The sequence below is a fragment of the Bradyrhizobium hipponense genome, assembly GCF_008123965.1.
GTDB classification, from domain to species: Bacteria; Pseudomonadota; Alphaproteobacteria; order Rhizobiales; family Xanthobacteraceae; genus Bradyrhizobium; species Bradyrhizobium hipponense.
On sequence record NZ_VSTH01000147.1, the window covers coordinates 1 to 7,520 of the forward strand.

A 7,520-nucleotide genomic window follows, 5' to 3' on the forward strand; every position below is an offset into this window, starting at 1 on the left:
ACGCAACTGTAATGCTAGTACTTCGCAACCTCAATGCATCGACCCATATTGGGAACAATCCGTCAAGCGCCTCACAGCGGCGACTCCGACGTCGATCCGTGCGCCACCTCCCCGACAGTGCCAGAGAATCACGTTGTCTCCCGCCGCGGAATCAGATGATCGAGCAGGCCTGCCGGCAGCGGGAAGACGATGGTTGACGACCGCTCGCCCGCGATGTCGTGCAGAGCCGCGAAGTATCGCAGCTGCATCGCCTGCGGCTCCTGCGCGAGGATCCGGCCCGCCTCCACGAGCTTTTCGGCGGCCTGTTGTTCGCCCATCGCGTTGATCACCTTGGCGCGCCGGAGCCGTTCCGCCTCCGCCTGCTTGGCGATCGCGCGCACCATGGTTTCGTTGAGATCGACGTCCTTGATCTCGATACCGGTGACCTTGATGCCCCAGATGTCGGTCTGCTTGTCGAGGATCTCCTGAATATCGGCGTTCAACCTGTCGCGTTCGGCGAGCATCTCGTCGAGCTCGTGCTTGCCAAGCACCGAACGCAGCGTGGTCTGGGCGAGCTGGCTGGTCGCCGCCATGTAGTCGCCTACCTTGATGATGGCGCGCTCGGGATCAACGATGCGGAAATAGAGAACAGCGTTGACCTTGACCGAGACGTTGTCGCGCGAAATCACATCCTGGGGCGGCACGACCTGCACCATCACCCTGAGATCGACCTTGACGAGTTGCTGCACGATCGGAATGAGGATGAACAGGCCCGGCCCCTTCACCCCGGTGAACCGGCCGAGCGTGAAGATAACGCCGCGCTCGTATTCCCTGAGAATGCGAATGGCCTGCGTGAGAAACATGACGGCGATCAGCGCAAGCACCGCGTAGACCGAATATTCAATCATCAGAGTTGACCTCCCTTGCCGCTCGCAGGATTCGGGCGCCGGACCACCAGCGTCAAGCCGGCGATATTGGCGACCTCGACCTTCTCGCCGGGCTTGAAGTCGTCAGCGCCACGCGCTTGCCAGCGCTCGCCATGCGTAAAGACGTGTCCCTCGTTCTCGTTCCAGTCGATGACTTCCGCGATGAGGCCTCGCATGGCTAGCGCGCCCACCCGTACGGGACCTTTGCGGGCGCGCCGAAGCGCGCCGAGCACGACGAGAAGGAGACCTGTGAACATCGCTGCCGCGAGAGCGATGACCCACCACGACAGGCGGTAACCCGGCGCTTCGACCCTGATCAACATGACGGCGCCCAGTACAAAGGCGACGACGCCGCCAAGGCCGATCACGACGGTCGGATTGAACGCTTCAATGGCGAGAAGCGCGATCCCAACCAGCATCAAGCCGAGACCGGCATAGTTGATCGGCAGCAGGTTGAGAGCGTAGAGGCCGAGCAGCAGGCAGATGGTCCCGACCACCCCTGGAGCGACCGCGCCGGGGGACATGAACTCGAAGATCAGGCCGTAAATGCCGACCATCAGCAGAATGAACGCAACGTTGGGATCGGTAATGACAGCCAGGAATCGGGATATCCATCCGGGATCGACGACTTCGACAGCGGCATTCTGCGTTGCCAGGCGTTGCGCCCTGCCGCCCGCGACCTCGACCACGCGACCATCGATTTGCCTGAGCAACTCGGCCGGATCGCGCGCCACGAGGTCAATGGCGTGCGCCTCCAACGCGCCATTGGCGGACAGCGTGGCGGCTTCACGGACCGCCTTCTCGGCCCAATCGGCGTTGCGGCCGCGCAGTTCGGCGAGGCTGCGGATAAAGGCAACGGCATCGTTCGTCGCCTTTGCCGTCATCGCGTCCTTCGGCTCATCCTTCTTGTCTTTGTTGTCCTTGTCGGGTGTGCCGCTCGGCAGGCCCGGAAGCGGTCCGCCAATCTGCACCGGCGTCGCGGCACCGATATTGGTGCCCGGCGCCATGGCCGCGATATGAGTCGCATAAAGGATATACGTCCCGGCGCTCGCTGCATGGGCGCCTGCGGGCGCAACGTAGCCGACGACGGGAACGGACGAGCCGAGCACATCCGCAATGATCTCGCGCATGCTGGAGTTGAGACCGCCGGGCGTGTTCATTCGCAATATCACGATCTCGGCGCGTCGTTCGCTTGCCTTGACCAGAGCCTCCTTCACGTAACTGGCCGACGCCGGTCCAATGGCTCCGTCAATCGTGACAGTGAGTGCAAGACGGCCACTCTCCTCGGCTGATCCCGGAAGGAGGCAGGAAAGAAGAGCGACGATGCTGATCGCCGCGACGAGGGCCGCCTTTATGGTCTGCACGGCAAGGGCTCCCTTGCCATAAATATGGCGTTCCGCTCCGGAACCTCAATGGCCCGGACAACGCGACCATAAGGGTCATTGTGCGGTGCGATCGATGAAAGGCGGGCTGATGACCTTTCGAGCGAGCACGTCGCAAGCAGCGGTTCACGACATCTGCTCAAGATCCGACTTGAGGGCGACCAGGAAGCGGGCAGCTTCACCACCCGTCACGACGCGATGATCAAAGGTAAGCGATAGCGGCAGCGTGCGCCTCACGGCAGGTTGCCCCCGATGCGGGACCACGCGCTGCGAAATTCGCCCGGCTCCTATGATGGCCGTCTGGGGCGGCACGATGATCAGATTGGCAAACCGGCCGCCCATCATCCCGAAGTTCGATAGCGTAATCGTCGCGCCGCGCAGCTCTTCAGGCGGTATCGAGCGCGCGATGGCGTCGGCCCGGAGCCGGTCAAGCCCTGCCCGCAAGTCCGAAACGCCGCGCCCTGCAATATTGCGCAACACTGGAACGATCAGACCGCCCTCGGTGTCGACGGCGATGCCGAGATCGACGCGCGCCAAGAGACGCCGTTCTCCCGCGCCGGAATTGTACCAGGCATTGAGCGCGGGCTCTGCCTTGCAAGCGGCAGCGATGGCCCGCACCAGGCGGATTGTGACGTCCTCGCCCGTCGGCCAATCGTCAATGTCGGCTTCATCAGTTACCGTGGCTGGGGCAATTTGCGCATGGGCTGCTGCCATGCGTTGGGACATGGCGCGCCGCATCCCTCGCAGCGGCTCGGCACCACCGGCTTCGGACATGCCCTTCGCGGCCCGTTCGACATCGGCGCGGGTGATGGTGCCACCGGGCCCCGTAGGCGCCACGCTCTCCAGATCGACATCGAGCTTGTGCGCGAGGGCACGCACAGCTGGAAACACCTGACGCTGCGGCCCGGTCGGCGGCGCGGGGGAAATCCCCGCAGCGGGCAGATGTTCGCCGCTACCGAGTTCGCCGACGATTGTGCCCCTGTCCTCTTCAACGCCTTCCGCAAATTCGACGAGAGGCGTGCCGACCTTCACGATGTCGCCCTTGGCGCCAAACACGCGTGCGATGCGTCCGCTCGCCGGCGATGGTATTTCGACCACCGCCTTGTCGGTCTCGACGGAAACGAGCGGCTGATCGGTGACGACGTGATCGCCTTCGCTGACATACCAGCTAACGATCTCCGCCTCTTCAAGACCTTCGCCAAGATCGGGCAGCGTGAATTGGCGCATGGGACGAGGTCCATTCAGATTCAGCTGAACTGGCAAGTCTTGCGGGCCGCCGTCACGATCCGTTCGACGGAAGGCATATAATATTGTTCGAGACGCGCCATCGGAATGACGGTGTCATACCCGGTGACGCGGATCACGGGCGCTAGTAGCGAGGACAGACCGCGCTCGGCGATGGTCGCGGCGATCTCGGCACCGAATCCGCCCGTTCGGGCCGCCTCGTGCACGATGACGCAGCGGCCGGTCTTTGCGACCGAGTTGAGGATAGTCCTTTCGTCGTAGGGCTTGAGGGTCGCGAGATCGATGACCTCGGCTGCAATACCATCAGCCGAGAGTGCATCGGCCGCAGCCATGGCTTCCTTCACCATCGCGCCCCAGCTAACAAGCGTGAGGTCGCGACCTTGCCGCAAGACGAAGGCGCGATCCAGCGGCAAGGGCTCACCATTGTCCTCCACCTCGCCCTTGGCCGCGCGATACAGACGTGTCGGCTCGAGAAACACCACTGGATCGGCATCGCTGATCGCAGCGAGGAGAAGTCCATAAGCGCGCTCCGGAGACGAAGGCATGACGACGCGCAAACCGGGAATATGCGCGAGCATCGCCTCGGTGCTTTCAGAATGATGCTCGGGCGCACGGATGCCGGCACCGTGCGGTGTGCGCAAAACCATTGGACACGTGAGCCGTCCCTGGGTGCGGTTGCGCAATCGGGAGGCATGGTTCACCAGCTGATCCAGGCAGGGATAGATAAACCCCATGAACTGGATCTCGCCGACCGGTTTCAGTCCCTGCGCGGCCATGCCGACGCAAAGCCCGCTGATCAGAAGCTCGGCAAGCGGCGTGTCGAGGACACGCTCCGGTCCAAAACGCTTTTGCAAGCCCGCGGTCGCGCGGAAGACGCCCCCATTGACGCCGACATCTTCACCAAGCACGACCACGTCAGGATCATCCTCCATTGCGCGTGCAAGCGCCAGGTTGATGGCTTCGACCAGCGTTGCCTCAGGCATCGTGCTCTCCCGCGAGCTCGCGGCGTTGCGCGGCATAGGCTTCGGGCAGATCGGCATAGAGGTGATCGAACATCGTTTCGGGCCGGCGCGGCGCCGTTGCCAGATAAACGTCGGCCGCTGCATCGACGCGCTCGTGACACTCGGCGGCAAGCTGCTCCTCGTCGACTTTGCTCCACATCTTTTGGGCGACAAGATAATTCCTCAGCCGCGCAATCGGCTCTTCCTTCCAATGCGCTTGGACATCGTCGGCCGAACGATAGCGTGACGCGTCGTCGGAGGTCGTATGGTCGCCGAGCCGGTAGGTGACCGCCTCGATGAGGTGGGGGCCTTTGCCATCACGCGCGGCGGCAATGGCCGCTTCGGCAGCGGCGTGCATGGCCACCACGTCACTCCCGTCGACCCGCTCGCCGGTGAATCCTGCGGCGATCGCCTTTTGTGCCAGCGTTTCGCAGGCCGTCTGCAGTCGCAATGGTACCGAAATGGCCCATTGATTGTTGGCCACTACAAAAACAAGCGGCAATTTGTGCACGCCGGCGAAATTCATCGCTTCGTAGACATCGCCTTTCGAGGTCGCGCCATCGCCGAACAGGCACACCGCGACTCGCGCTTGCTTGCGCAGCTTGAGGGCGTAGGCGACGCCGGCGGCGTGCGGCGCCTGGGATCCGACCGGAACGCAGAAGGGGAAGTCATGGGCCGGTCCTGAGAACTGGTTGCCCCGTTCGTCGCCGCCCCAGAACAGCAGGATCTCTTCCGGTCTGACGCCGCGCCAGATCAGCGCGCCATTGTCCCGGTACGAGGGCAGCAGCACATCCTCCTCCCGCATCGCGCTGGCGATGCCGACCGATACCGCCTCCTGACCAAGCGAAACGGCGTAAGTCCCAAGCCGACCGGTCCGCTGCAATGCAACAGCCTTTCGGTCGAATAGACGCAGAAACACCATGGCGCGGTAAAGCGCGGTGAGCAGCTTGGCGTCGGAGGCGAAGGCGGGAAGCGGCCGCTGAATCGAGCCGTCTGGCGCGAGGTAGCTGCGATGACACACCTCGAAGCGCGCAATGACGGGGAGATCCTGATTTATCCTTCGGCTGGCCACGCTCTCGCTCCCGGAGCGATTGTGCCCTCTACAACTCATTCAGGTGGTGTTTGTGCCAGACGATGCAAGACCGCCGCAGGACTGCTCGGCAGGGTTCGCAATCCTTGCTGCACCGCCGCCTGCGGGCGGTCGATTCACACGATCATAGGTCGCGTCATTGAGAAGGATCAACCGCATGATGTTTGCGCTTATGGACGCCCACGGCGACGGAGCCATCTCGTTGGCAGAGTTTCAGGCGGCCCATTGAGCGAATTTTCAAGGCAATGGATAACAAGTGAGACACGATAATGCCTGTGACAGGCATTCTGAGGATGATCTGTGGCAGCAAGAGCAAAGAACCATCAGTTTCGGACGGCCTACAAACTGAAGGCAGCTCAGCCTCTAGCAACGTATGGCGACAAGCGTTCTGCGCTCGCGCGCGAATGTCCGCATCGACGACGTTGCTGCTCGTCGCATCACGACGCCGCCTCCTCGCCGTCATTCCGGGATGCGTGCGCAAGCGCGCAGGCCCGGAATCCATCGGGCTGCGTATTCCGCCGCGCAATGCATCGCTCCCCGAGGAGAACACGAACAACACCGTTAAAACCATCCGCGCAGCGAAGGTCGGGCGATCGGCTACACTTGTGGTCCAACCCGTGTGCATTTCCGTAGCGCACGGACCAAGGGTGCCGCTGGCGCCCGGCCTTCCCTGCGCCCTTTGGTCTCCATTGGGCGGGACGAACCGCAAAGCTCGGGCGAAACCTGCCGCGAGACTACGAAGGCGTGTCTGCTATTCGGAAAGCCACTTGAAAGATCGATGCAGTTGCCCAGACTCGTCATTGCGAGCGAAGCGAAGCAATCCAGAATCCCTCCGCGGAAAGACTCTGGATTGCTTCGCTGCGCTCGCAATGACAGTGTGGCGAAAGCATGCCTAAAAAGCCTATCAGCCTTGCACCGCCTACGCCGTCGCGCGCTGCCGCTCCACCAGCGCTTCGCCGAAGGCCTCGAACAGCTTACGGTTGATCGGATTGTGCTGGGGGTCGTATTCGGCGTGCCATTGCACGCCGAGCGCAAAGGTCGGGGCTTCCGCGATGCGGATCGCCTCGATGGTGCCGTCCTCGGCGATGCCTTCGATCAGCACGCGCTTGCCGGGATCAAGGATGCCCTGGCCGTGCAGCGAATTGACCCGGATCCTCTCGCAGCCGAGCAGTTCTGCAAACGCCCCACCGGGCGTGAGATCGACGTCGTGGCGGTCGGCAAAGATCACGGTCGGATCGGGATGGATCTCGCCGTTCTCCAGCCGCGGCATACGGTGGTTCATGCGGCCGGGAATTTCGCGGATTTCGGGGTGCAGCGAGCCGCCGAAGGCGACGTTCATTTCCTGGAGGCCCCGGCAGATGCCGAACAGTGGGATACCGCGGGCGACGCAGGCGACCGAGAGCGCCAGCGCGACCTCGTCGCGATGGATGTCGTAGGGCTCGTGCTTCTCGCAAGGGTCGACGTTGAAACGGGTCGGGTGGACATTGGCGCGGGCGCCGGTGAGGATGATGCCGTCGACCGCATCGAGCAGCGCGGCGATATCGGTGATGTCGGGCGAGCCCGCGAACATCAGCGGCAAGCCGCCGGAGACCTCGGCCACGGCGCGCAAATTACGCTCGCCGACCATCTGGACCTGAAATCGATTCTCGACGCGATGGGCATTCCCGATCACGCCGACGACCGGCTTTCTCATCGCCCGTTCCGACCTCCCGCAAGAAGATTCTTCAAACATGCCCTCCCCATGGAACAAATTCAACCGAAGGGATCGCGGGACGGCAATGCTATTTTCGCGCAGAGTCCCGCCCCAAGGGCCGACCGAGTGGCGGCCAAGGGCCGGGTGCGGCTCCTGCGCCCCGCTCCGGCTTGATCCCGGGCGGGATTTCGCGAAAGAGTGCCC

The 7,520-nt window shown here is 63.1% G+C and carries 7 protein-coding genes; all 7 read right to left on the reverse strand.

Going from position 1 to position 7,520, the window contains the following annotated elements; all coding sequences use genetic code 11:
* Positions 1-128: 128 nt before the first annotated feature.
* Positions 129-890 carry a slipin family protein gene (locus FXV83_RS35020; RefSeq protein ID WP_148744113.1) on the reverse strand — a complete coding sequence of 254 codons (762 nt, stop codon included), beginning with the start codon at positions 888-890 and terminating at the stop codon, positions 129-131.
* Positions 887-2,269 carry an NfeD family protein gene (locus tag FXV83_RS35025; RefSeq protein ID WP_148744114.1) on the reverse strand — a complete coding sequence of 461 codons (1,383 nt, stop codon included), beginning with the start codon at positions 2,267-2,269 and terminating at the stop codon, positions 887-889. Before FXV83_RS35025 ends, FXV83_RS35020 begins: the two co-directional genes overlap by 4 nt.
* A 144-nt stretch (positions 2,270-2,413) precedes the next feature.
* Positions 2,414-3,514 (reverse strand): dihydrolipoamide acetyltransferase family protein, encoded by a 1,101-nt coding sequence (locus FXV83_RS35030; RefSeq protein WP_148744115.1) that lies wholly within the window; start codon positions 3,512-3,514, stop codon positions 2,414-2,416.
* A 20-nt stretch (positions 3,515-3,534) separates the two neighbouring features.
* Positions 3,535-4,515, reverse strand: coding sequence for an alpha-ketoacid dehydrogenase subunit beta (locus tag FXV83_RS35035; RefSeq protein ID WP_148744116.1), 981 nt, complete (start codon positions 4,513-4,515; stop codon positions 3,535-3,537).
* Positions 4,508-5,644: a pyruvate dehydrogenase (acetyl-transferring) E1 component subunit alpha gene (pdhA, locus tag FXV83_RS35040; protein WP_148744117.1), complete on the reverse strand. Its 1,137-nt coding sequence runs from the start codon at positions 5,642-5,644 to the stop codon at positions 4,508-4,510. Before pdhA ends, FXV83_RS35035 begins: the two co-directional genes overlap by 8 nt.
* Positions 5,645-5,759: 115 nt before the next feature.
* A complete protein-coding gene (locus tag FXV83_RS45535) occupies positions 5,760-6,182 on the reverse strand; it encodes a hypothetical protein (protein ID WP_187436381.1) in 423 nt (140 codons plus the stop codon).
* Between the two features lie 360 nt (positions 6,183-6,542).
* Positions 6,543-7,316, reverse strand: a complete 774-nt coding sequence (locus FXV83_RS35055) for a gamma-glutamyl-gamma-aminobutyrate hydrolase family protein (protein ID WP_187436382.1) — start codon at positions 7,314-7,316, stop codon at positions 6,543-6,545.
* Positions 7,317-7,520: the final 204 nt, after the last annotated feature.

What these genes read in the sequence shown, in the direction of transcription:
- FXV83_RS35030 (WP_148744115.1), bottom strand. Translation starts at nt 3,514, where the DNA reads ATGCGCCAATTCACGCTGCCCGATCTTGGCGAAGGTCTTGAAGAGGCG.
- FXV83_RS35035 (WP_148744116.1), bottom strand. Translation starts at nt 4,515, where the DNA reads ATGCCTGAGGCAACGCTGGTCGAAGCCATCAACCTGGCGCTTGCACGC.
- pdhA (WP_148744117.1), bottom strand. Translation starts at nt 5,644, where the DNA reads ATGAGTTGTAGAGGGCACAATCGCTCCGGGAGCGAGAGCGTGGCCAGC.
- FXV83_RS35055 (WP_187436382.1), bottom strand. Translation starts at nt 7,316, where the DNA reads ATGAGAAAGCCGGTCGTCGGCGTGATCGGGAATGCCCATCGCGTCGAG.